Below are 22,296 nucleotides of genomic sequence, written 5' to 3' on the forward strand. Positions count from 1 at the left end.
ACTTATGAAAACGATAGCTATAGCCCTACATGGCGGCGCAGGAACAATAACGCGCGCATCTCTGACAGCGCCGCAGGAGGCAGCCTACCGTTCGGCGCTAAAATCGGCTGTGGAAGCGGGCTACCAACTGCTGGCGTCAGGTGGCACGGCGCTGGATGCCGTGCAACTGGCAGTAACGTTGTTGGAGGATACGCCTCTTTTTAATGCCGGGAAAGGCGCTGTGTTCACCAAGGAAGGCAGGCACGAAATGGATGCCGCCATCATGTGCGGCCGCACATTAGAGGCCGGGGCAATAGCAGGCGTACGAAGTATAAAAAACCCGATCAAACTGGCGCGGGCGGTGCTGGAGCATTCGGATCATGTGCTGCTGAGCGGTTATGGTGCGGAAGAGTTCGCGCGCCAGCAGGAACTTGATTTTGCGCCCGAGTCATACTTCTTTGATGCGCTGCGCTACAAGCAATGGGCGGAGGTGCGCGACACGGGTGTATTTATGCTGGACCACACCGAGATGGTGGATGAGAAGTTCGGGACGGTTGGTGCTGTTGCCGTAGATGCGGCAGGCAATACAGCGGCCGCTACCTCCACCGGCGGTATGACCAACAAAAACTACAACCGCATCGGCGACTCACCTATTATTGGGGCGGGCACTTATGCCAACAGCCAGACCTGCGCCATTTCCTGCACCGGCCATGGCGAATTTTTTATGCGTGCTGTCGTGGCTTATGATGTTTCGTGCCTGATGGAGTATAAAGGGCTGTCGTTGCAGGAAGCCTGCGAAAAGGTAGTGCTGGATAAGCTGGTGAAGTTTGGGGGCGAAGGGGGCCTGATAGCTATTAACGCAGCAGGAGACATTGCCATGCCCTTTAACTCCGAAGGCATGTACCGCGCCAGCCAGAAAGCAGCCGAGCCGGCTTATGTAGGCATTTACAAAGACAAGTAAGGACGTCCGCTACTTCATTTCTTCGAGCAGGCGGGCTTTTCTGCAGGCATCCACATCCTGAAAGAACTGGCGCGTCCGGATATCATAGATGTTGCCTTTGGCAAGCACGTGCATCACCATGTTCTCAATAGCAATGGGGCGGCCTTTTTCAATTTTAGCCACGTTGGTATACCCGATGTGATAGCCATCGGCAATCACCACCAGGTTAGAGCCTATCGTTTCGATCATGTGGCCGTCGGTAATCAATACGCCGGTATCTTCGCCCAGTCCAACGCCGATGCTCTTTGGGTGGTTCACTACGGCCTCCATCAGCCTGCCAAAACGGGCGCGGGCCACAAAGTGCGTATCAATAATAACACCGTCGATGAGGTCTAGGCCGTGTCCCATTTTGACGGAGCCTTTCAGCAGGGAATCTTTGGCACTGCCGCCTTTGATCATCGCCTTCGACATGGCCATGGCGCCGGCGCTGGTACCGGCAATTACAAAAGCTTCTTCCTGATAACGTTGCTTTAGGATGTCCAGCATTTCCGTCTGTAGAAAAATGCGGGTGATCCGCGACTGATCGCCCCCGCTGAACATCACACCATCTGCCTTGCGTACACGCTCCAGGTAGTCGGGGATAAGAATATCTGCTTCTTCCTTGATGTGCATCAGGCGGACATTCTCCACGCCTAAAATGCCGAAAGCACTCAGGTAACGTTCGCCTACTTCCTCCGGAATCATAGAGGCTGTGGTAATTACTTCGATCTGGGGTGTTTTGCAGGGGATCTCTTCCAGGAAGCGCTTCAGTATGCCCAGTTCAAAAAAGTCCAGGTAGTATTTCTTTCGGGAGATTGGGTTCGGGTAGGTTCCTTTATCTTCGTTTCCGCCAACGGCTATAAGTTTTCCTTTAGGGGTATTCACAGATGCTGTAAGGTTAATATGTTCTCTGCCCCGCACACTTGGTAGGGAGGCGTATTGCTTCACACTAAATTACCCGAATTCTTTTAATTCGTTTCATTTTAATTTCACAGGTTTAGCAAATAAAATCTGAAGTTAATATAGTTATATTGATATCCATTGTATAGGTAATGTTATATATGTAAAGCTTTAAATAAACAGCAGCAGAGTAGTAGGCTTATAAAAGTAATATTATTTTTAACCCGCCCTCAGGCCTTGCCGTATAGGTAAAGCAAACGGATGATTCTTCATCCGTGTTAAACGCGAAACCTTTCCAAGCTATGAAACTTAATAATTTAAAAGACCTGTTAATCCACGAGCTCAAAGACATTTATAGTGCAGAGCATCAAATTACAAAAGCACTTCCTAAAATGATGGAAGCGACCTCTTCTGACAAATTACGCGGTGCTTTTAAAGACCACCTGGAAATGACAGAGCAGCAGATCAAGCGCCTTGATAAGGTGTTTAAGGTGTTAGGAGAGAAGGCCGAAGCAGAGCATTGCAAAGCGATGGAGGGCATCATCAAAGAGGCGGAATCTATGATGAGCGAAAAAGCTGATGCCAGTGTGATGGATGCCGCCCTGATCGGTTGTGCCCAGCGGGTAGAACATTATGAGATTGCCGCTTACGGTACCGTTTGTACCTATGCAAAGCAGCTCAACATGAACGATGCGCTGGACTTGTTACTCACCACACTCGACGAAGAAAAACAGACCGACGAACTCCTGACCAGAATTGCAGAACAAACAGTAAACCAGCAAGCACAACGCTAATTTAGCGCCCCATTAAGAAACGGAAAAAAGCGCTGTCCTTTCGCCTGGCTCTTACCAGCAGGTCAAGAATGTGACAGCGCTTTTCGTTTGATACAAAAAAAGCCCCGTTCCTGGTTCTTCTACCGGAAACGGGGCTTTCTTGTATTTAACTGCAGACTAAGGCTTCAGCAGTTCATCCAGGGTAACTGTAGAAACGGCATGGTAGTTAGGCCGCGCTTTGGCATAAATGGCCAAGGCTTTTTCTTTGCCCTCGGGCGTAGCAATAAGCGCTTTGTAGATGGGCACTAGGAATTTGCGTCTGCCCACCTGCGTCAGAAATGTTTGCAAGGCTTGATCAGCAGTCGTATACTTGTTGTGGATGGCATGCAGGAGCCAGGCAGCCAGAATCTCGGAGTTGCCCGAGGTGGTAAAGTGGAAAGCCTGGTCCAGATCGGCCATCTGCTGCTGTGTCATTTGAGCGGGCAATAAGCGGATGAAATGTAGCCATTCATGGCTCGTCCAATTAGCTGTAGTTAGTTTTGCGGCCGGTTTGCCGTTCTTCCAATCCTGGTATTGGGCTTCTACCGTAGCAAAGCGGCTGGAAGTGGGTGCCACGAAATCTGCCGGAAGCCTTGGTGTGTATACCCATCCTTCGATGTTGATGCGTTCCGCCAAAGCGTCATCTCCTTTTATAAGTTCCTTACGCAGGAAGGCGAGGAACAGCTCCGTATTGGTGCTCTGAAACGCAAATGTGTTGAAGTACTTGTTTACAAAGGCATCAAATTTTTCGCGCCCTACAGCCTGCTCTATGTTGCGCAAAAAGAAATTGCCTTTTTCATAAGCTATGTCCGTAAGACCTTCATCCGGGTCGCGGCCTTCCAGGTCTAGATGCAGGCGCGTGTCGTCGCTGGTAGGGCCAATGTCCTGCAAGGTGTGCTGCAGATCCTGATAGCCCAGCACTTCTAACATGTCGGCGTACTCCTTGCCATAAAGCTCCTCCATTATGCGGCGCTCAAAGTATACGGTAAAGCCTTCGTTCAGCCAGAAGTCATCCCAGGTACCATTGGTCACCAGGTTACCACTCCAGCTATGCGCCAACTCATGCGCAATCAGGCTGGTGAGTGAGCGGTCTTTTGCCAGCACCGTAGGTGTTACAAAGGTCAGGCGCGGGTTTTCCATACCACCGAAAGGGAAGGAGGGTGGCAGCACCAGCAGGTCGTAACGGTCCCATCTATACTTGCCATACAGCTTTTCAGCCGCATCCAGCATTTTGCCCATCTCGGCAAACTCGTATGCTGCAGCATCAATGGTTGCCGGCTCAGCATAAATGCCTGTTTGTGGCCCGATGGCCCGGAACTCCAGATCACCCACCGATAGGGCCATAAGGTAAGAAGGTATAGGCTGCCGCATCTCGAAGGTATAAATGCCCGTGCTGTTTTTCTGCTGCGGGTTCTCGGCACTCATTACAGCCAGCAGTTCCTGCGGCACTTTTACCCGCGCACTGTACGTAATCCGGATGCCGGGGCTGTCCTGAATCGGAATCCAGGTGCGGGCAAGTATAGCCTCTGACTGTGTGAAAAGAAACGGGTGCTTTTTGCCGGCTGTCTGTTGCGGGTTCAGCCACTGCACGGCAGCTGCTTCCGGCGAGGTTTTATACTGAATACTTACTTTTTTTGTATCCGGCCTGATCTGCACGGTAAGCGGGCGCCCGAGGTATTTATCTTCTGGGCCTAAGTTAAAGGTCGTTTCCTCCCGATTGTCGCCGAGGAATACCTTTTCTATTGTGAGGTTCCGCGTATCAAAGATAATGTGGTCGGTGTTGGCAAGATTTTGGATGTCGTAAGTGGCTGTACCGCTAATTGTTTTGCTGCCAAAGTCTACGCTTATGTTCAGGTCAAGGTGTTTAGCTACGGCTTCCATTGGGCGGGCGTAACTGTGCACGTCTGCTGGTAGTTGCAGGGCATTTTGCTGTGCTGTTGTCATGATCTGTTTGTCTTTAGTGGGTGGGCTGCTGGTGCAAGCGCTTAACAGCAAGCAGCCTGTCAGGCCTATTCCCAACAAGCAACGAGGGTGTGATCTCATAGGTTTAAAAGAATTTAGAAGGCGTAAGTTAATCAAATACGGGCATACTGTAAACTCCCGGGCCGGAGCAGTGCCACCGGATAACACTATCTGCAGGAGGCGAAGCAGCAGTTGTAGCAGGTCAAAAGGCGCATAAAATCCTTTTTGGAAGCGGCAAAAGCAAGACTTAAAACATTTTGTTTCCAATAGGAGTACATAGAGCTTGGATGCCCCACACGCAGGTAAATGCATGTAGTAATTTGTATTATTTTAACAATCAACTTACTCCAGAAAGCAAACAGAAGCACCCTTGTGGCGGCTACTTGTCCTTAACATAAACATTCGCAACAATGAACCCTTATAGTTTAAAGCATTCCATTTTATACTTAGCTGCCCTATGCTGCCTTACCACAGCTTGTAATAAAACTTCCGGTGACGGAAGCAAGTCTGCTACCGATGCAGTAAAGGGCATGTTTGGTAAAGATGAAGTTCCACAGGTTAAAACTGATAGCTTATTTGTGTTGAACTACATCAAACAACAGCCAGGTTTTAAGCAACACCAGGACCTGCTATTTGATTTCTATGGAGAGCGCAATTACCGCCTGGCCTGGTTTCGCCATAATGAACTGGTGCCGGAGACACAGAACTTTTTGCAGGCAGTAAATAATGCCAGTAAAGAAGGTTTGGATCCGAAGAAGTATAAAGCTGTAGACTTCGAAAAGCTCTTTAAGCAGTACAAAGAAATGGACCCGCAGGATGCCGGCCGGCAAAAGCTGCAGCAGAAAATTGACATTGCTTTAACGGGCTCATACTTCAACTATGCTTCTGATTTTTACCGGGGCCGTGTCAATCCGCAAAATGCAAATGCAGTAGACTGGAATGTCAAAAAGAACCACATCAACCTTGATAAGGCGCTGCAAACTATCCTGAAGGAACGGGAGAGCACTTACCCATACTATGAATTTGAAGCGCTGCACGCCGGGTATGTACGGCTGCGTGATAAGTTGCAGGAGTACCGCCAACTGGAAACAAAGGGAGGCTGGCCCAAGATAGAACTGGGTTCTAAGAAAATGCTGCAGCAAGGAGATACCGCTGCTGCAGTACTGGCTCTGCGCAAACGACTGAACCCTGACCTGCAGGTAAACACCAATGATAAGCAGCTGCGCATGTTTGATGCAAAGCTGGTGCAGCAGGTAAAGCACTTCCAGATGCTGAATGGCCTGGACCAGGACGGCGTTGTAGGGGGCAATACGCTGCAAGAGCTGAATGTGCCGATCGATGAGCGCATCCGCCAGATCGTTATCAACATGGAGCGCTGGCGCTGGATTCCGAAACGTTTGGTGCCGAAGAGCCTCGATCAGAAGTATATCTGGGTAAACATTCCAGAGTATAAGCTTTATGTGTACGAAGACCCGAACAATGACCCGGAGGCAGAGCGGTCGTATAAAAAGGTAATGGAAATGCCCGTTATTGTGGGCAAAACAATGCACTCTACCCCGATCTTCAGTGATAAGATGGAGTACGTGGTGATGGCCCCTTACTGGAACCTGCCCAACAGCATTGTGGAACATGAAATTAAGCCCCACATGCTCTCAAACCCCGGTTGGCTCGAAACACAGAACATGGAGATTGTGACCAAAGAAAAAGATCCGAAACCGGTTTCTCCCTCATCTATCAACTGGGCTGATGTAACAGAAAAGAACTTTCAGTACATGGTTCGTCAAAAGCCAGGACAAAAGAATGCCCTTGGTACCATCAAATTCCTGTTCCCGAACCAATATGCCGTGTACCTGCACGATACGCCTGCAGACCAATTATTCAGCCAGACACAGCGAGATTTCAGCCATGGCTGTGTACGATTAGGCCGGCCGGTAGACCTTACCAAGTATGTGCTCAAGGATATGCCGGAGTGGGATGAGGAGCATATCCGTGAAACGATGAACGGTGGAGAGGAAACCTGGGTAACCTTGCCGAAGAAGGTACAGGTATACATTGTTTACTTTACCGCATGGGTAGATGAAAACGGTGAAACTCACTTCCGCGATGACATTTACGGGCATGATAAAAAACTGGAACAGCAGTACTTTGCAAAGCAATAACCTGAACAGCAAATGAATCGAGTATTTCTTATTGGCGTGTGGAGCACTGCTTTAATACTGACCGGCTGTGGCGAGTCGCAGCAAAGCACAGAAGAAGCGGCTGGTACCACGGCGACTCCATTAGATACAGCTACAGCGGTGAGTGCCCCGGCTTCTATAGAAACAGATTCTCTGATTCAGCAGGTGCAGGAACTCCAGCTGACTGCTGTAGGCAACACACTTGAAGAAATGCACTTTAAACAAGATACACTGCAGGTAAAGCCAGGGGCATTGGTTAAACTGGAGCTGATCAACGAAGCACAGGACATGCCCATGGTCCACAATGTTGTTTTTACAGCGCCCGGCAAGTATAAAGAGGTTGCTTTAGAAGGAGCAGCGATTGGTGCTTCCGGGAACTATGTGCCTGAAGATAAGAATGTAGTCGCTGCCTCACCTATGGCTTTGCCGGGGCAGACCGTAGAAATGGAATTTACAGCACCTACTCAACCTGGTACATATGAGTTTGTTTGCACCTACCCGGATCATTGGCAGCGCATGAACGGCATATTTGTCGTCAAATAACTTCTCTCATATCTTATAAAAGAAAGCGCACCCTGGCAGGTGCGCTTTCTTTTTGTCCTTTAAGGCAGGTACATCTTACCATTGCAAGCAGGTAAGTATAATACAATCTCCCTTCGCCAAAGCCTTAGTACCAGTAAGTCTTTCCTATACTACGTCGCTTATACTTGCTCCCTGCTATAATAGCAGTTACAGCTTCACTTAGGCCAAGGTTTATATGCGATTAAAGCAGAAGCAGTTAGCCTTATGTGGATAACTCGAATTATCCACATTCGCTCCGAATTAAGCTGACATAGTGGCAGTGGATTAAATTACCAGAAAAGCTTCTACTTAGCAAAGCAGTATCTCAGCAATAGCTAACTGCTAAAAAAACCTGATTTGAGGCCTTTTAAAGCAAACAAGCACCTGTTTACAAATGTATATACAAATGTAAATAAGCAAAATGGTTTTTAGCCGATTTTAATTTATATATTTGAAATACAGTGTCATACATGATAATGTATGAATATTAGGTGTAAATATGCAAGCTATGTCAGAGGAGTTTAGCTTGCTTAAATGAAAAGTTAGTTTATATTTGTAAATACATTTGTAATCTCATATGATTGAGCGCATCCGGGAGTTAATGCAGTATAAGAACTTGAGCTCTACGCAGTTCGCCGATGAGGTAGAAGTGCCACGAGCGGTGCTAAGTCATATCCTAAGTGGTAGAAACAACCCGAGTTTGGATGTGATGCTGAAGATCGTTAGCACCTTTCGTGATGTAAGTATGAACTGGCTTCTGCTGGGTGAAGGAGAGATGCTAAACACATTAGCGTCTTCTGAAGTACCCAAACCAGCGCCACAACAGCCTGCGACTGTGACTGCTACACCGCCTATAAGCGAACAAGCAACAGCTTTCTCTCCCGGAAATGTTCAAGAAAATAAGCAGCAGCATAAGCCAGCTACACCGAAAACAATGGCTAAAGAAGTGGAGCAGATCATTATTTTTTATACTGACAAGACCTTCACGATCTACCTGCCCTAGCAGTCCTTTGCCAGTAAGGCGCTTTGTGGATGATTTCAGAGAAACAATAAAAAAGGCAGGTTACAATGTAGCCTGCCTTTTTGCGCTTTTTCACCAGGTTAAGCGCTAAAACCATATACTAAACTAAATAATAACTTCCCTTTAGACTTGCTCATCAGCCTTACTTGAAGAGCATGCTTCTGTACTTCTTACAGCCTCCTTCAGCTATCCAAAAGCTACTGTGTACCGGTACTTGCAAGTTACCTCATATAAATCCTGCAGTACTTGTTTTCTCTCTGTATGCTGGCAAAGATAAGGACCTTGCTCTTTGCTAAGTGCTGACCACTATCACTGCTTCTTATGACTTTTGTCATCTTTTCGCCTTTGTCCTCCAGGTACCTTTGTCTAAACCATAAAAAGGAAGATTGAGATGGAAGCCGCACTCCAAACCGATATCCAACACTGTTACCACTGCGGGGACACCTGCAACGATGGCCCCCTTGTAGCACATGATAAAGTGTTCTGCTGCGATGGCTGTAAAACCGTGTATGAACTGCTGGAGGAAAACAACCTCTGCACCTACTATACTTTAGAGCAGAATCCGGGTATCACAGGCAAGCAACCGGTGGCCGAATCACGCTTTGCTTACCTTGACGATGCCGGTGTGGAAACACAGCTCATCAGCTTCCGCAATGACAGCATCTGCAAGCTTACCTTTTACGTGCCACAGATGCACTGCAGCTCCTGTATCTGGCTGCTGGAGAATCTGTTTAAGCTTAACTCTGGAATCTCTGCTTCAACTGTAAATTTCCTGCGAAAGGAGGTATCTATTACCTACCTGCACCAGCAAACCAGCCTGCGCGACGTGGTGCAGCTGCTGGCCCGCATTGGTTATGAACCGGCTATTACATTGGCAGATACCGACGGCAAAAAGACCAACCAACCCAACCGCGCCATCATCTTTAAACTGGGGGTAGCCGGCTTCTGCTTTGGCAATGTCATGCTGCTGGCCTTCCCAGATTACCTGGCAGGCGAGGGGGCGATGGAGACCTATGGCCAGTTCTTCAGCTACCTGAGCCTGCTCTTGTCCTTGCCGGTGCTGCTATATAGTGCCCGGGGCTTTTTCACTTCAGCCTTGCAGGGCGTACGCCAGCGCCAGATCAACATAGATATGCCGATCTCGTTAGGCCTGGTGGCGCTGTTTGCGATGAGTGTCTATCACATCGTTTTCCGTCTCGGCATCGGCTATCTCGACTCCTTTACCGGCCTGGTGTTCTTTATGCTGATCGGCAAGTACTTCCAGCAGAAGACCTATGACACGCTTTCCTTCGACCGGGATTATACTTCATACTTCCCGGTGTCCATCACTGTGCTTAAAGAGGAAGGCGAGGAGGAGTCGGTGGCGGTACGTAACCTGAAAGTGGGTCACCGCATCCGCATCCGCAACCAGGAGCTTATCCCGGCTGATGCCATGCTGCTGCGGGGACAGGCCATGATCGACTATAGCTTTGTAAGTGGCGAATCAGAACCGGTAGAGAAAGTAGTGGGCGAGGTGATCTATGCCGGTGGTCGGCAGGTGGGTGAAAGTATCGAGCTGGAAGTTGTAAAAGAAGTAGCGCAAGGTTATCTGACGCAGCTCTGGAATAATACCATCTTCTCTAAAAACGAGGAGCAAAGTATGGGCACCTATGCCAATGCAGCTGGCAAGTGGTTCATCATCGTTACGCTGCTCGTGGCGGCCGGCGCACTGGCTTACTGGGTGCCCCGCGATACGAATATGGCTATGAAAGCCTTTACGTCCGTACTCATTATCGCCTGCCCTTGCGCCCTGTCGCTTTCCACGCCTTTTGTACATGGCAACACACTTCGCATTTTCGGCAAGAATAAGTTTTACCTGAAAAACACCGAAGTGGTGGAGAAGCTGGCGAAGATAGACACGGTGGTTTTCGATAAAACCGGCACCCTCACTGAGGCGAGTGCTGCCGAACTAACCTACACCGGTAAAGCTCTGACGCCGGAACAATTACAAAGTATAAAATCCGTATTGCGCCACTCCACGCACCCGCTGAGCCAACGCATCTTTGAGGGACTGCTAGGCGAAACGCTGGAGGTACAGCAGTTTCAGGAGTATGCCGGCAAAGGGCTGGTAGGAGAGGTAGCCGGCCAGCTGATCCGTATCGGTTCTGCCTCTTATATAGGTGTTTCAGCCAGTCAGGTGAAAGAAGCTCTTAAAACAACGGTATATGTGTCGATAGATGGGGTAGTGCTGGGCTACTATACTTTTTACAATGTATACCGTGAGGGGCTCAAGGACATTCTACATGAATTGAGCGATAAAAAAATGGCCGTACTCTCCGGCGACAACGACCACGAGAGGGCACGCTTAAGGGAATTACTGGGGCAGGAGGCAACATTAAATTTCAACCAGTCGCCGGTGCAGAAACTGGAGTATGTGCAGCAGCTGAAAAATGAGCAGCAGCACGTGCTGATGGTAGGAGACGGGCTGAACGATGCCGGTGCCCTGCGCCAGAGTGATGTAGGCATTGCGCTTACCAACAGCATTACCAACTTCTCGCCGTCCTGCGATGCCATTCTGGATGCTACCTCTTTTAACAAGCTGGGCCAGTTCATCCGCTTCTCCAAAAAGAGCATGCACATCATCCTGGCAAGCTTTGCGGTATCGCTGGTCTACAACGTGGTGGGCCTCACCTTTGCTGTGCAGGGGCTGTTTTCACCCATTGTATCTGCTATCCTGATGCCGATCAGCTCGCTCAGCGTCATCATCTTTGCTACACTTTCCGTGCGCATCGCCGCTAAGCGGGCCGGGCTGTAGGAATTACCAGAATCCGGATTTGCTGGATTTTGAGTTTTACAGGATTTGAACATAGTACGAGCTACAAGCTCGCACCAGCGGGTTCAGACATGGCCTGGTAACTTTCTAATTAATGAACGCTCAAACTTTCTAACTCACCATGTTCATCATATTCCTGCTTATCGGTATCAGCGTAACGGTGGCATCCTGCTTTTTAGGAGCCTTTTTATGGGCTGTTAAGTCCGGCCAGTTCGACGACGACTACACGCCTGCCGTGCGCATGTTGTTTGAGAATGAGGTAGCTACAAAGCAGCAGCCCGAGCCGGAGCATGCCAAAGTATAAAGGAAGACCAACTGCCTGAGATTTTGGCGATTTACCGGCTCGCAAGCGTCTGATAATAGTTTATCCTGATCCTGACATCAATCACCTCTGAACATGACTTCCGTCATCTTTTCTGCTTCCATTCTTTCGGAATTTTGAAGCGTTGAAACAGGAAAATAATCAACAACCAACTTACATCATTTAAACAAATGGAGGACACCGCACATGTCAACTAGTGTAGCTAAAGTCTTAGAAAATGCGCCCGAACGGAAGGTACCCGACCATTCGGTGCACCGGGCAACCGAGACATTCTTTTATGATAACAAGATTGTCCGCAATTTTGGATTAGCCACCATGTTCTGGGGCGTAGCCGGTATGCTGATCGGAGTGCTGATCGCATTTCAGCTGGCAAATCCCAGCCTGAACATGGGTACTGAATACACCACGTTTGGCCGTATCCGCCCGTTGCATACCAATGCTGTTATTTTTGCTTTTGTGGGCAATGGCATTTTTATGGGCGTGTACTACTCTTTGCAGCGCCTTTGCAAAGCCCGCATGTTCAGCGACAAGCTCAGCAAAATTCATTTCTGGGGCTGGCAGCTGATCATCCTGTCTGCGGTGCTCACCCTGCCGCTGGGCTTTACCACGTCCAAAGAATATGCTGAGTTGGAGTGGCCGATCGATATTGCCATTACCCTGGTATGGGTGCTATTCGGTTGGAACATGTTCGGCACGATTGCCAAGCGTCGCGAACGCCACCTGTACGTAGCCATCTGGTTTTACATTGCCACTTTCTTAACAGTAGCTGTACTGCACACGGTAAACTCGTATGAGCTGCCTGTCTCCTGGTTAAAGAGCTACTCTGGTTATGCCGGGGTGCAGGATGCGCTGGTGCAATGGTGGTATGGCCACAACGCGGTTGCATTCTTTCTCACTACCCCATACCTGGGCATGATGTACTACTTCCTGCCTAAAGCTGCGAATCGTCCGGTATACTCGTACCGCCTGTCTATTATTCACTTCTGGTCGCTGATCTTCATCTATATCTGGGCTGGTCCGCATCACCTGCTTTACACGGCACTGCCTGACTGGGCACAATCACTGGGTACTGTTTTCTCGGTGATGCTGCTGGCGCCTAGCTGGGGTGGTATGATCAACGGCCTTTTAACGCTGCGTGGCGCCTGGGACAAGGTGCGTGAAGAGCCGATTCTTAAGTTTATGGTAGTGGCGATCACAGCCTATGGTATGGCTACGTTTGAAGGCCCACTGCTGTCGCTCAAGAACGTAAATGCCATTGGCCACTTTACCGACTGGATTATTGCACACGTGCACGTGGGTGCCCTGGGCTGGAACGGTTTCCTGACCTTTGCCATGCTGTACTGGTTGTTCCCACGCCTCTATAGCACCAAACTGCACTCCAAAAAACTGGCTAACGCGCATTTCTGGCTGGGCACACTGGGTATCCTGTTCTATGCTATTCCATTGTACTGGGCTGGCTTTACACAAGGCCTGATGTGGAAGCAGTTTAACGCCGAGGGTATGCTGCAGTATCCTAACTTTTTGGAGACAGTGCTGCAGATCATCCCAATGTACTACATGCGTGGTGTAGGTGGCCTGTTGTACCTGAGCGGTGTGTTCCTGATGGTATTCAACCTCTACAAAACAGCCAAATCAGGCTCCTTGTTGTCGAACGAAGCGGCTGTGGCTCCTCCAATGGCTACCATGGAAGAGGCGGGTAATCGCCACTGGCATAGCTGGATCGAGAAACGCCCGACACAAATGGCTATTTTCGCAACCGTAGCCATCCTGATCGGTGGTCTGGTGGAGTTCATCCCGACTTTCGTGATCAAATCAAACGTGCCAACTATTGCCAGCGTGAAACCTTATACTTCGCTGGAACTACAGGGGCGTGACGTGTACATCAAAGAAGGTTGCGTGAGCTGCCATACCCAAATGGTGCGTCCGTTCCGGTCTGAAACCGAGCGTTATGGCGAGTACTCCAAAGCAGGGGAGTTCGTGTACGACCACCCGTTCCTGTGGGGCTCCAAGCGCACAGGTCCGGACCTGCACCGCGTGGGCAGCAAGTACCCCGATTCATGGCACTACCACCACATGCTGGACCCAAGCTCCATGTCGCCCGGCTCTATTATGCCGCCTTACCCATGGTTGTTTGAGAAAGACATCGACATGAGCACCACAGAGCCGAAAATGAAAGGTATGCAGAAGTTGGGCGTGCCGTACAGTGATGAAGACATCGCCAACGGAAATGAGGCCTTGCTGAAGCAGGCGAACCAGATCACGGCGGAGCTCAACAAAGAAGGCCTGGAGGTAAAACCAGAGCGTGAGATTGTCGCCCTCATCGCTTACCTGCAGCGCCTGGGCACCGACGTGAAAGTAAAAGCAGATCAACAACGATAGTAGTCAATGGACAAAGGGCGGAATGACAAAAGGCTCGCTGGTAAAATCATACTTGTTGCGTCTTTTGTCCTTCCTCCTGAGTCAGAAAAAATAAAAGCCATGTATAAAAATGTTTTAGAGAACATAGCAGGCATAGATATTTACCCGCTGATCTCATTAACCATCTTCTTCCTGTTTTTTGTAGGATTGCTGCTGTACGTTACCCTGCTGGATAAAAAACACCTTGATGTGATGAGTCAGGTGCCCTGCGGTGGAGACGAAGAACTGGACCTGATAAGCGGAGGAACCAACGAATGAGCCGCGTAAAGACACAACTTAAAAAAAGAGGCATTGCGCTGGCTGCCGGTTTCCTGCTGCTGGGCGCAGGAGCTGCACAGGCGCAGGATGCTGTGGAAGGAAAGAAGGTGTTTGAAGCCAACTGCGCCGTTTGCCACAGTGTGCAGAACGACGTGGTAGGTCCGGCCCTTAAAGACGTAGACAAGCGGCACGACCTTGCCTGGATCAAAAGCTTCGTGAAAAACTCCACGGAAGTGATCAAGTCCGGTGATCCGGAAGCGACTGCCCTGTTTGAGAAATATCATAAGGTACAGATGCCAAGCTTCGGCGGCCAATTAACGGATGGTGACATTGAGAACGTGGTGGCTTATGTGAAGCAGGAGAGTGCGGCACCCATTGTAGCAGAAACATCGCCTGTTCCAATAGATGGCACTACAAAGGCACAGGAACCAGCGGCACCTGCAACGGTCGCTTTGATGGATTTGCCTCCGGCTGTGCTGCTGACCTTCGCGCTGGCTGGGCTGGTACTGCTGCTGATTCTGGCTACGCTGGTGGTGTTGTTTCGCCTGTTTGTGCCGATGCTGGGCGACTCAATCTACGATGAGGACTTTCGTTCTTCTTTTGCAGGACGGGTGCTGTTTTTAACGCGCGGCGACGTGTCACTTTTCACAGGCCAGGCGAAAGATGTGATCCACTCAACCCATGATTTCGACGGCATTCAGGAATACGACAACGACCTGCCGCCCTGGTGGAAGACCATGTTCTATGTGTCGATAGTGTTTGCGGTTGGGTACATGTTATACTTCCACGTGTTCCATAGCGGCCCGCTGATGCAGGAAGAGTATGAACAGGAGATGCAGCAGGCAGCGCTCTTCGCTGCCAAATCAGATAACGACCCGAACGCCAAAACTACCTTTGCTGTGCTGACGGATGCCACTGCGCTGGCGAATGGTAAGAAGACCTTTATCCAGAACTGCGCTGCCTGCCATGGCCAGAATGCTGAAGGTATGGTTGGCCCGAACCTCACCGATGAGTACTGGCTGCACGGGGGCGATGTGAACGAGATCTTCCATACTATTAAGTTCGGTGTGCCGGCAAAAGGCATGGTGTCGTGGCAGGGTAAGTTGGGCAAAGACCAGATACTGGAGGTTGCCAGCTACATCCTGAGCTTGCAGGGATCTAACCCGGCCAACGCCAAAGAGCCGCAGGGGGAGAAAGCCAAGTAGAAAAGTAACATCGAGATCAAGTTAAAAGGTGCAGGTTCTGAAGTAGCAGGACCTGCACCTTTGCTTTATAGGCGTGCTATTCATGTAGCATACCTGAAATCGAGCCTCCTATACCTGATGAGGATCATTTCTGCAGATGACCTACGTCATCTTTCTGGAAGCGCGTAATGCGGACTTTTGTAGCAGTAGATAACACCAATTTAGTTTCACATAAAGAACAGGCAGGAATAAAACCCGCACAACTTATCACTGCCATGATAACAGATACAAAAACAAAACCAACCGACGAATTCCGCGACCACATTGCTACAGTAGATGAGGCAGGCAAACGCGTATGGGTTTATCCCAAAAAGCCGAAAGGCAAATATTACGAGTACCGCAAGTGGGTGAGCTATGGCCTGCTGGCGTTGCTTTTCACCGGACCTTTCGTGAAATTCAACGGCTTGCCGCTGCTCCTGTTCAACATTGTGGAGCGTAAGTTCGTGATCTTCGGCGTACTGTTCTGGCCCCAGGATTTTTTTATACTAGTGCTGGCCTTCCTGGCCATGGCCGTTTTCGTAATTTTGTTCACGGTTGTCTATGGCCGCCTGTTCTGTGGCTGGATCTGCCCGCAGACGATCTTCCTGGAAATGGTTTTCCGCCGCATTGAGTATGCCATTGAGGGCGACTATACCAAGCAGAAGGCGTTGAACAAAATGCCATGGAATACGGAAAAGATCCTGAAGAAAGGTGCTAAAACGGCTGTTTTCCTGGTGATCTCTTTTATAGTAGCCAACACATTTCTGGCATACATCATCGGTGTAGATGCTTTAAAGCAGATCATAAGCGATAACCCGCTCCACCATCTGGCTGGCTTGGGTACCCTCGTGGCGTTTACTGGGGCATTTTATTGGGTGTTCGCCTACTTCCGGGAGCAGGTTTGTACCATTGTTTGTCCCTATGGACGCATGCAGGGCGTGATGCTCGATAAGAAATCGGTGGTGGTAGCTTATGACTACGGCCGCGGCGAGCCGCGGGGCAAGCTGCGCAAGAACCAGGAGCGCACCGAAGGCGACTGCATCGACTGCCACCAATGCGTGCAGGTATGCCCCACTGGCATCGACATCCGCAACGGCGCCCAGCAGCTCGAGTGCATCAATTGTACCGCCTGTATGGACGCCTGCAACGACATTATGCGCATGATTGGCAAGCCGGAAGGCCTGATCCGCTATGACTCGGAGGAAAGTATAGCCGAAGGTAAAAAGTGGAAGTTCTTTACCACCCGTGTGATGGGCTACACAGCTGTGCTGGTAGTATTGCTGGTTGCCCTTTCTACCTTGCTGCTGCTCCGCGATCAGGCCGAGGCCACTATCCTGCGCACACCCGGCCAGCTGTATCAGAAAACAGCGCAGGGCACCATTAAGAACCTCTACAACATCTCGGTCATCAACAAAACCAACCATACCATGCCGCTTACGCTCCAGCTGTTGAATAAAAAGGGCGAGTTGGAAGTGATCGGGGATGAGCTGGTGCTGCCGGCACAAGGCATTGCCGAAGGCGTGTTCTTTGCCGAGATCCCGCAGGAACAATTGGACGGCATGAACTCCAAAGTAGAGATCGGTTTATACTTTGGGGATGAACTGATCACGACGCAGGATACCAAATTCCTGGCTCCTCCGAAGTAAGTATACGTGCCACCAAAAGGAACTTGCATCAAAAGATACAGTTCAGAACCTGAAGATTAGATAGAGCAGAATCAAAGTTAAAAAACAAAGCATTTACACGAAGCCGATAGCAACTATGGCAACTATAGAAAATCAAGATAAGAAAAGCTTTACCCTTTGGCCTTACGCCATTATTACAGCCATGCTGCTGTTCATGGGTTACATTGCCTCTTTTGTATACCAGGCGATGAACCAGGACGTGGACCTGGTGAGCAAAAATTATTACGAGCAGGAACTGGCCTTTCAGGATCATATGAACGCGGTGGACAGAACGAAAGAAATGGGCGATGTGGCTGTAACGTACAATGCGGAGGCACAAACCATTAGCCTGCAACTGCCAAAACCCTTTTCGGGCAAGCGCATCAGCGGCAAGATCAACTTCTTTCGGCCCTCCAACGACAAACTGGACTTTGAACTTCCTTTTCAGCCGGATGCCAGCTTATACCAGGTGCTGAATGCAGCCAAACTGGAGAAAGGCTACTGGAAAGTGCGCGTGAACTATAGCGCAGATCAGCAAACATACTTCACCGAACAAAGGATCCAAATAAATTAAAGCCATGATTTGGGCAGGTTTTTTATTTGGATTGCTGAGCAGTTTCCATTGTGTTGGGATGTGCGGCCCCATCGCGATGGCCTTGCCATTGGGCAGGAGCATAGGTTGGTGTTACTATGCCGGCCGGCTCCTGTACAATGGAGGGAGGCTTACTACGTATACCTTGTTAGGCGCACTGGCCGGGGCTTTCGGAGCATCGCTGCAAATGGCGGGACTGCAGCAGGCCGTCTCCATCACTTCCGGCATCCTCATACTTATACTGCTGGTGCTGCCCGCTATTTTTAAAGGCAAAGCGCCTGTGGTGCCGGGCACAGCAAAGCTGATGAGTTGGGTACGGCAGCAATTGGGCTATTTTTTTCAGCAGAACTCCTTAGGGGCGCTGTTTATGGTGGGCCTGCTGAACGGGCTGCTGCCCTGCGGCTTTGTGTACGTTGCGCTTTCCGGTGCGATCAGTGCGCCGGGTATAACGGGCGCCATGCTGTACATGCTGCTATTCGGGTTAGGCACTTTCCCGCTCATGTTCCTGGTGTCCTTATCGGGTAAATTCATCAGCCTGAAGCTGCGCCATACCTTTAACAAAGCAATCCCTTATGTGGGGATGGTGCTGGCGCTGCTCTTTATAGTGCGCGGCCTGGGTCTGGGCATCCCTTATATGAGTCCGAAGATCACCGAAACTGCGCAGCACAAAAAAGAGATTACCATGTGCTGCAAACCCGAATAAGAAGCTGCAGCACAATCTCCTGCGTGACCGAACGCAGGCCTTTTGCGCTATACTTCCCTGCAACGTCCATTCAGATTACTGCTGTGCTTCTGTGAGTGAAGGAGAGCAGGGCGGCGGGATGTTGATAAAATTACCACGCCTATCCTCTTGCTAAGAGCTGCGTACGTATAATTTTGCATCTAAATTCAGTGCATGACCAGGAACATCTTTATTGCCACGGCTGAGCCCTACAGCGGGAAGTCTATCGTTGCCCTCGGGCTGGTGGACATGCTCCTGAGCAAAGCCCAGAAGATCGGCTACTATAAACCGATCGTGAACTTTGCCCCGGAAACGGAACAGGACCCGCACATCGAAACCGTTCTCAACCACTTTAACCTTCCCATCCGCTACGAAGATACCTTTGCCTATACCCAGCAGGAGGCCCTGCACCTGATCGAGTCGGGTCGGCAAGGAGAGATCATCGACAGGATCATCAGCCACTTTAAGAAGCTCGAGGAGAGCTGTGACTTTACGGTGATCGAGGGCAGCGATTTCCTGGGGCAGGGGACGGCCTTTCAGTTCGATGCCAACGTAACGATCGCCAAGAACCTCGGTGCCCCGGTGATCATCGTGGCCTCGGCAGAAGGTGAAACCAGCGAACAAATCATCAGCTCCGTGCGCACCATCAAGCGCAACTTCGAGGTGCGGGACGTGCAGGTGCTGGCCGTGATCGCAAACAAGGTAAGCCCGGAGCAGCTTGGGGAGGTAAACGCCTATTTCAAGAGCCAGCAGCAGAGCCAGACCACCTATGCGGCCATCCCCGAAGAGCAGAACCTGAAGAGCCCAAGTATGAAGGAGGTGCTCGAGGTGCTGGGCGGAAACTGCTTTTCGGTCAGCAGCAGCTTTTCAACCAGGTCGATCACTCCATCATGGGGGCCATGCAGGTGCCCAACTTCCTGAACCATATCCGGGAGAATGTGCTGATCGTAACGCCCGGCGACCGGGCCGATATCATTCTGAGCGCCTTGCAGGCCAACCTGTCGGTGAACTACCCGAAGGTGGCGGGCATTGTGCTTACCGGCGGCTTTGAGCCCGAGGAGTCTGTGACACGGCTGATGGAGGGCTTGCAAACGGTGGTGCCGATCATCGCCGTGAAAGACGGCTCTTTTTATACGGCCACCGTTATCGGCAACATCAAGTCCAGGATCACCCCGGAAAACACGCGGAAAATTCAGCTCGCCATCGATACCTTTAAAAAGTATGTGAACATGCAGGCGCTGAAGGAGAAGATCGTCACCTTTAAACCCGAGGGCATCACGCCGCACATGTTCCAGTACCAGCTGGTGAAGTGGGCGAAGCGGGAGAAGGAGCACATTGTGCTGCCGGAGGGTGAGGATGTGCGCATCCTGAAAGCCGCTGCCCGCCTGATACAGCAGGGCATTGTGGACCTGACGCTCCTGGGAGATGCCGAACGTATTGCGGCTACCATCCTGCAGCACGACATTGGCCTGGATATCAGTAGCCTCCGCATCATCAACCCGGCCCAGTCAGCCTATTACCCGGACTATGTGGAGACGCTCTATGAGCTTCGGAAAAGTAAGAACGTGCAGCTCGAGATGGCCCGCGACCTGATGACGGACGTGTCCTACTTCGGCACCATGATGGTCTACAAGGGCCACGCCGATGGCATGGTGTCGGGGGCGGTGCATACCACGCTGCATACCATCCGGCCGGCGCTGCAGTTCATTAAAACCAAACCTGGTGTTTCTGTTGTTTCCTCGGTATTCTTCATGTGCCTGCCCGACCGGGTATCCGTGTTTGGGGACTGTGCCGTGAACCCGAACCCGACGGCCGAGCAGCTGGCCGAGATCGCCATTTCCTCGGCCGATAGCAGCCAGCGCTTTGGCATCGAGCCGCGCGTGGCCATGCTGTCCTACTCTTCGGGTACTTCCGGGGAGGGCGTGGATGTGGAGAAGGTGCGCCGGGCCACCGAGATCGTGAAAGAGAAGCGCCCCGACCTGAAAGTGGAGGGGCCGATACAGTATGACGCCGCCGTAGACCCGGTGGTGGGCAAGCAAAAGCTTCCGCAGTCGGAGGTAGCCGGCAGGGCCAGTGTGCTGATCTTCCCCGACCTGAACACCGGCAACAACACTTACAAAGCCGTGCAGCGCGAAACCGGCGCCCTGGCCATTGGCCCGATGCTGCAGGGGCTCAACAAGCCGGTAAACGACCTGAGCCGCGGCTGCACAGTCGATGATATTTTCAATACGGTGGTGATCACCGCCATCCAGGGCCAGTCCTAACCGGGCAGAAGAAGCAATAGCAGCGGGAGCCTAGCAAGGTTCTCGCTGTTTCTTTTACTCCTGCAAGTACAGGAGCTACTAAATGAATAGCATACGATGAATATATTTGTTGTTAACTCCGGAAGCAGTTCCATCAAGTACCAGTTGTTCCGCATGCCCTCCGAAACGCCGGTCTGTAGCGGCCTGGTAGAGCGCATTGGCCTTCCTAATGCTGTGATCATCCATAAAACAGGTGTGGGCGAGGAAGAGAAGGTGATCCGGCGCACGCTGGAACTGCCCGACCATGAAGCCGGTTTAATGGCTGTTACCAAGTTGCTCACTGATCCGGAGGTAGGCGTGATCCACGACCCGCAGGAGATCAATGTGGTGGGCCACCGGGTGGTGCACGGGGGTGAGGCCTTTGCCGCTACCACCTTTATCACGCCCGAGGTAAAGGCCCAGATCAAGAAACTTTTCCCGCTGGCGCCGCTGCACAACCCCTCCAACTACCTGGGCATCGAGGTGGCCGAGCGGATCTTTAGCAAAGCCCGACAGATCGCGGTGTTTGACACGGCCTTTCACCAGACCATGCCCGAGCGCGCCTTCCGCTACGCCATCCCCAACGAACTTTACACCACGGAAGGCATCCGGGCGTACGGCTTCCATGGCACCAGTCACAAGTATGTGTCGGAGCAGGCAGCCTTATACTTGCAAAACCCGGAGGCAAAGCTGATCACGATACACCTGGGCAATGGCTGTAGTATGGCGGCTGTAGAAAACGGCCAGTCTGTAGATACCAGCATGGGCTTTGGGCCTTTGGCGGGTTTGGTGATGGGCACCCGCTCCGGCGACATTGACCCTTCCATCATCTTTTACCTGATCCACCAGCTGGGCTACACACCGGAGCAGGTCAGTACACTGCTCAACAAGCAAAGCGGCATGCTGGGGCTGACGGGCCACAGCGACATGCGCGACATCAGCCAGGCCATCGCCGAGGGAAGTAAGGAAGCTGCCTTGGCTTATGAGTTGTATGCTTACCGGATCAAGAAGTATATCGGCGCCTACGCCGCGGTGCTCAACGGACTCGATGCCATCGTATTTACGGCAGGCGTGGGCGAAAACGACGCTGCCGTGCGCGCCGATGTATGCCGGGATATGAATTTCCTGGGTATCAAGCTCGACGAGGAAAAAAACAAGGTGCGCTCTAAAGAATTGCGTGAGATCAACACCGCAGACTCTCCTATAAAAATACTCCTCATCCCGACCAACGAAGAACTAGAGATCGCGCAGCAGTGCCTGGCTTTGCTGCAGGAAAAATAGTGCCGTTGTAGTAGTGGCATAGTCGATGTGAAAGCGGGCACCTGCTTTTCTCTTACAGCTGGCTGCCCGGCTTGTGCGCCGTTTCAGATGCCAGCAAGGAAGCGAGCGCTTCCTAAAAATCATACTTTGCTGAACTAAAACAGCATGAAAGAGGGGTAAGGTTTGGATATAAGATAATAAGCATCAGTGCTTTACATGATATCTTATTAAAGAATGACCTTTATCAGTTTTCAGACTGATAAAGGTCATTCTTTTTTTTGACCAATGCCTTTACATTTACCAAAAGGCAGTGGAGTGGGAGGTTGTGCCGTGGTCCGCGCCAGCCTGCAAAC

Annotated in this window: 18 protein-coding genes; 16 read left to right on the forward strand and 2 right to left on the reverse strand. The window is 50.8% G+C overall.

Going from position 1 to position 22,296, the window contains the following annotated elements; all coding sequences use genetic code 11:
* The first annotated feature begins 4 nt into the window (after window positions 1-4).
* Window positions 5-940 carry an isoaspartyl peptidase/L-asparaginase family protein gene (locus tag ABDW72_RS11765; RefSeq protein ID WP_347158755.1) on the forward strand — a complete coding sequence of 312 codons (936 nt, stop codon included), beginning with the start codon at window positions 5-7 and terminating at the stop codon, window positions 938-940.
* A gap of 9 nt (window positions 941-949) precedes the next feature.
* On the opposite strand, the gene ABDW72_RS11770 is transcribed toward ABDW72_RS11765, so the two are convergent.
* Window positions 950-1,843 (reverse strand): cyanophycinase, encoded by an 894-nt coding sequence (locus ABDW72_RS11770; RefSeq protein WP_347158756.1) that lies wholly within the window; start codon window positions 1,841-1,843, stop codon window positions 950-952.
* A gap of 317 nt (window positions 1,844-2,160) precedes the next feature.
* Between ABDW72_RS11770 and ABDW72_RS11775 the strand changes: the two genes are divergently transcribed.
* Entirely contained in the window at window positions 2,161-2,652 is a 492-nt protein-coding gene (locus ABDW72_RS11775) for a YciE/YciF ferroxidase family protein (RefSeq protein ID WP_347158757.1), read from the forward strand.
* Window positions 2,653-2,808: 156 nt separating this feature from the next.
* On the opposite strand, the gene ABDW72_RS11780 is transcribed toward ABDW72_RS11775, so the two are convergent.
* Window positions 2,809-4,614, reverse strand: coding sequence for a M1 family metallopeptidase (locus tag ABDW72_RS11780; protein ID WP_347158758.1), 1,806 nt, complete (start codon window positions 4,612-4,614; stop codon window positions 2,809-2,811).
* A 596-nt stretch (window positions 4,615-5,210) separates the two neighbouring features.
* On the opposite strand from ABDW72_RS11780, the gene ABDW72_RS11785 reads away from it, so the two are divergent.
* The 14 genes from ABDW72_RS11785 (at window position 5,211) to ABDW72_RS11850 (ending at window position 21,964) form a co-directional block, all read left to right on the forward strand.
* Window positions 5,211-6,791 (forward strand): L,D-transpeptidase family protein, encoded by a 1,581-nt coding sequence (locus ABDW72_RS11785; RefSeq protein WP_347158759.1) that lies wholly within the window; start codon window positions 5,211-5,213, stop codon window positions 6,789-6,791.
* A 12-nt stretch (window positions 6,792-6,803) separates the two neighbouring features.
* A complete protein-coding gene (locus tag ABDW72_RS11790; RefSeq protein WP_347158760.1) occupies window positions 6,804-7,352 on the forward strand; it encodes a plastocyanin/azurin family copper-binding protein in 549 nt (182 codons plus the stop codon).
* Window positions 7,353-7,947: 595 nt separating this feature from the next.
* Window positions 7,948-8,373 carry a helix-turn-helix transcriptional regulator gene (locus tag ABDW72_RS11795; RefSeq protein WP_347158761.1) on the forward strand — a complete coding sequence of 142 codons (426 nt, stop codon included), beginning with the start codon at window positions 7,948-7,950 and terminating at the stop codon, window positions 8,371-8,373.
* 409 nt (window positions 8,374-8,782) lie between these two features.
* Window positions 8,783-11,185, forward strand: a complete 2,403-nt coding sequence (locus tag ABDW72_RS11800; protein WP_347158762.1) for a heavy metal translocating P-type ATPase — start codon at window positions 8,783-8,785, stop codon at window positions 11,183-11,185.
* Window positions 11,186-11,324: 139 nt separating this feature from the next.
* Window positions 11,325-11,507, forward strand: a complete 183-nt coding sequence (gene ccoS, locus ABDW72_RS11805) for a cbb3-type cytochrome oxidase assembly protein CcoS (RefSeq protein ID WP_347158763.1) — start codon at window positions 11,325-11,327, stop codon at window positions 11,505-11,507.
* A 204-nt stretch (window positions 11,508-11,711) separates the two neighbouring features.
* The gene (ccoN, locus tag ABDW72_RS11810) at window positions 11,712-13,904 is read left to right on the forward strand and encodes a cytochrome-c oxidase, cbb3-type subunit I (protein WP_347158764.1); all 2,193 of its coding nucleotides are present in this window, start codon (window positions 11,712-11,714) and stop codon (window positions 13,902-13,904) included.
* A 99-nt stretch (window positions 13,905-14,003) separates the two neighbouring features.
* Window positions 14,004-14,201 (forward strand): hypothetical protein, encoded by a 198-nt coding sequence (locus ABDW72_RS11815; RefSeq protein ID WP_347158765.1) that lies wholly within the window; start codon window positions 14,004-14,006, stop codon window positions 14,199-14,201.
* Window positions 14,198-15,406 (forward strand): c-type cytochrome, encoded by a 1,209-nt coding sequence (locus ABDW72_RS11820; RefSeq protein WP_347158766.1) that lies wholly within the window; start codon window positions 14,198-14,200, stop codon window positions 15,404-15,406. The genes ABDW72_RS11815 and ABDW72_RS11820 overlap by 4 nt, the downstream gene beginning before the upstream one ends.
* A 254-nt stretch (window positions 15,407-15,660) precedes the next feature.
* Window positions 15,661-17,070, forward strand: coding sequence for a cytochrome c oxidase accessory protein CcoG (gene ccoG, locus ABDW72_RS11825; protein WP_347158767.1), 1,410 nt, complete (start codon window positions 15,661-15,663; stop codon window positions 17,068-17,070).
* 115 nt (window positions 17,071-17,185) lie between these two features.
* Window positions 17,186-17,662: a FixH family protein gene (locus ABDW72_RS11830; protein ID WP_347158768.1), complete on the forward strand. Its 477-nt coding sequence runs from the start codon at window positions 17,186-17,188 to the stop codon at window positions 17,660-17,662.
* 4 nt (window positions 17,663-17,666) lie between these two features.
* Entirely contained in the window at window positions 17,667-18,383 is a 717-nt protein-coding gene (locus ABDW72_RS11835) for a sulfite exporter TauE/SafE family protein (RefSeq protein WP_347158769.1), read from the forward strand.
* A 192-nt stretch (window positions 18,384-18,575) separates the two neighbouring features.
* On the forward strand, window positions 18,576-19,322 hold the full coding sequence (locus ABDW72_RS11840; RefSeq protein WP_347158770.1) for an AAA family ATPase: 747 nt from the start codon (window positions 18,576-18,578) through the stop codon (window positions 19,320-19,322).
* Complete coding sequence (gene pta / locus ABDW72_RS11845; RefSeq protein ID WP_347158771.1) at window positions 19,292-20,665, forward strand: phosphate acetyltransferase; 1,374 nt, start codon at window positions 19,292-19,294, stop codon at window positions 20,663-20,665. The genes ABDW72_RS11840 and pta overlap by 31 nt, the downstream gene beginning before the upstream one ends.
* 96 nt (window positions 20,666-20,761) lie before the next feature.
* Window positions 20,762-21,964, forward strand: a complete 1,203-nt coding sequence (locus ABDW72_RS11850; RefSeq protein WP_347158772.1) for an acetate/propionate family kinase — start codon at window positions 20,762-20,764, stop codon at window positions 21,962-21,964.
* The last annotated feature ends 332 nt before the right edge of the window (window positions 21,965-22,296 follow it).

Source organism: Pontibacter chitinilyticus, from assembly GCF_039748935.1.
In the GTDB taxonomy this organism is placed as follows: domain Bacteria; phylum Bacteroidota; class Bacteroidia; order Cytophagales; family Hymenobacteraceae; genus Pontibacter; species Pontibacter chitinilyticus.

Coding starts and splice junctions, on each gene's coding strand:
- ABDW72_RS11850 (WP_347158772.1), top strand. CDS start 20,762: ATGAATATATTTGTTGTTAACTCCGGAAGCAGTTCCATCAAGTACCAG.
- pta (WP_347158771.1), top strand. CDS start 19,292: ATGGGGGCCATGCAGGTGCCCAACTTCCTGAACCATATCCGGGAGAAT.
- ABDW72_RS11820 (WP_347158766.1), top strand. CDS start 14,198: ATGAGCCGCGTAAAGACACAACTTAAAAAAAGAGGCATTGCGCTGGCT.
- ABDW72_RS11775 (WP_347158757.1), top strand. CDS start 2,161: ATGAAACTTAATAATTTAAAAGACCTGTTAATCCACGAGCTCAAAGAC.
- ABDW72_RS11790 (WP_347158760.1), top strand. CDS start 6,804: ATGAATCGAGTATTTCTTATTGGCGTGTGGAGCACTGCTTTAATACTG.
- ABDW72_RS11815 (WP_347158765.1), top strand. CDS start 14,004: ATGTATAAAAATGTTTTAGAGAACATAGCAGGCATAGATATTTACCCG.
- ABDW72_RS11795 (WP_347158761.1), top strand. CDS start 7,948: ATGATTGAGCGCATCCGGGAGTTAATGCAGTATAAGAACTTGAGCTCT.
- ABDW72_RS11765 (WP_347158755.1), top strand. CDS start 5: ATGAAAACGATAGCTATAGCCCTACATGGCGGCGCAGGAACAATAACG.
- ABDW72_RS11800 (WP_347158762.1), top strand. CDS start 8,783: ATGGAAGCCGCACTCCAAACCGATATCCAACACTGTTACCACTGCGGG.
- ABDW72_RS11840 (WP_347158770.1), top strand. CDS start 18,576: ATGACCAGGAACATCTTTATTGCCACGGCTGAGCCCTACAGCGGGAAG.
- ccoS (WP_347158763.1), top strand. CDS start 11,325: ATGTTCATCATATTCCTGCTTATCGGTATCAGCGTAACGGTGGCATCC.
- ABDW72_RS11830 (WP_347158768.1), top strand. CDS start 17,186: ATGGCAACTATAGAAAATCAAGATAAGAAAAGCTTTACCCTTTGGCCT.
- ccoG (WP_347158767.1), top strand. CDS start 15,661: ATGATAACAGATACAAAAACAAAACCAACCGACGAATTCCGCGACCAC.
- ABDW72_RS11780 (WP_347158758.1), bottom strand. CDS start 4,614: ATGACAACAGCACAGCAAAATGCCCTGCAACTACCAGCAGACGTGCAC.
- ccoN (WP_347158764.1), top strand. CDS start 11,712: ATGTCAACTAGTGTAGCTAAAGTCTTAGAAAATGCGCCCGAACGGAAG.
- ABDW72_RS11835 (WP_347158769.1), top strand. CDS start 17,667: ATGATTTGGGCAGGTTTTTTATTTGGATTGCTGAGCAGTTTCCATTGT.